Consider the following 1,663-nt stretch of genomic DNA (forward strand, 5'->3'; position numbering starts at 1 on the left):
GCGGTGTCGGGCAGAAGGTGAAGGTTGCCCATTTCCGCCTGTGCCACAGCCGCAAGCCCTTTGTCGTGGCCTGTCCCGGCGAAGCCCAGGAGATGGTGCCCGATGCCTTTGCGCAGGCGCTGTCTTTCCATGGCAGGGTTCCACGCCGGGTGATCATCGACACCTCCAAGACCACCTCTGACCTACGTCGCGCGCGCGAAGGACCGGATATTCCGTCCCCGGTTCCTGGCCGTGATGCACCATTGTGTGATGGAGCCGGTTGCCTGCACGCCAGCCACAGGCTGGGAGAAGGGACAGGTCGAGAACCGGGTCCCGTTTTTGCGCGGCCGGTTGTTTGTGCCCAAACCTGCCTTTGATGATCTCGATGCGCTGAACGATTGGCTGCGCCCGCGCTGTGAAAAGCTGGCAAACCGGCCCCATCCCGAGCAATCGGATCGCACGATTGCAGAGGTGTTCGAAGACGAACGCGCCGAACTGCGCCCACTGGGGTGGGCATTTGACGGATAGGTGGAAAAGACCGTTCGTGTGCGCTCCACCTGCCTGGTTCAATATGCCGGCAATCGCGACAGCCTGCTGTCCCGGTTCGCGGGGCAACATGCGTCGCTGCGCGCCGATGCAGACCGGATCGTGCTGGTGTCGGGCCAGGATGTCATCGCCGGGCACAAGCGTCGCTTCACCCGCAATGTCAGCTGTTTCGAGCCTTGGCATTGCGTGCCGCTGCCGGATCGCAAGCCCGGTGCCCTGCGCGACGGCGCCCCCCTTTGTGGACTGGCAACTGCCTGAGGCCATGCATCGGATCAGGGAGCATTGCATGGCCGGCAAGGGCGGGGATCGGGAGTTCGTCGATTTGCTTCTGCTGGCCCAGGATCACGGGATCGAGGTGGTCGAGACGGCTTGCGACCCGGCGGTGGAGCAAGACACCCTGCGCCTGGCCGCCATCCTCAACCTGATCAGCCAGTCGGTGGAGCCGGTCATCACGCCGTTCAGCGACGCCCATAGCTATCCGCAGCTGACCTTGCGGCCCGAGGCCGATTGCAAGCGCTATGAGACGCCGTGCTCGGCTGAGGAGGCTGCCGCATGAACGCCCCCATCGACCAACTGACCGCCCCGAGGCTGCACGGGATGGCAGCTTGCGCCCATGATTTGCCGTCCGCGCGCAAGCCACCAAGTCTGACCACTGCGATCAAGCACCTGATCGACGCCGAGACCGTAGAGCGACGCGTGCGCTCCATCCAGTATCAAAGGCGCATCGCGAAAGTCCCCCACCACAAGGACGTCGCCGCCTTCGATGACAGCGCGGCCGCCGTCACCCGGCCCCGGATCGCGCCGTTCTGCGCAGGCCGGGTCACAGAAGAGGCACACAATCTCATCCTGGCGGGCGGAACCGGTACCGGCAAAACCCACATCGCGATCGCGCCTGGAACCACCCTGATCACTCCCGGCAAGACGGCCCGTTTCTTCGACGCTCTCGGCCCTGGACTGCGTCATCATCGACGAGCTGGGCGACATCCCGTTCCCCAAGTCCGGCGGCGCGTTGCGGTTCCATCTGATCAGCAGGCTCCATGAGAAGACCAGTGTCACCGTCACGATGACCCTGGAGTCCGGCGAACGGGTCTCGGTCTTCGGTGACGCCAGGATGACAACCGCGCTTCCGGATCGCGCA

Annotated in this window: 3 protein-coding genes and 1 pseudogene; all 4 read left to right on the forward strand. The window is 64.6% G+C overall.

The window, feature by feature from the left end:
- Positions 1-249: 249 nt before the first annotated feature.
- On the forward strand, positions 250-507 hold the full coding sequence (locus AB0T83_RS20180; protein ID WP_366194989.1) for a hypothetical protein: 258 nt from the start codon (positions 250-252) through the stop codon (positions 505-507).
- The gene (locus AB0T83_RS20185) at positions 508-783 is read left to right on the forward strand and encodes a Mu transposase domain-containing protein (RefSeq protein WP_366194990.1); all 276 of its coding nucleotides are present in this window, start codon (positions 508-510) and stop codon (positions 781-783) included. It begins immediately after the preceding gene.
- 4 nt (positions 784-787) lie between these two features.
- Positions 788-1,081, forward strand: coding sequence for a hypothetical protein (locus AB0T83_RS20190; RefSeq protein WP_366194991.1), 294 nt, complete (start codon positions 788-790; stop codon positions 1,079-1,081).
- Between the two features lie 41 nt (positions 1,082-1,122).
- Positions 1,123-1,663, forward strand: a pseudogene (locus AB0T83_RS20195) (ATP-binding protein); the annotation flags it as partial.

This window comes from Meridianimarinicoccus marinus (genome assembly GCF_040689105.1).
In the GTDB taxonomy this organism is placed as follows: Bacteria; Pseudomonadota; Alphaproteobacteria; order Rhodobacterales; family Rhodobacteraceae; genus Meridianimarinicoccus; species Meridianimarinicoccus marinus.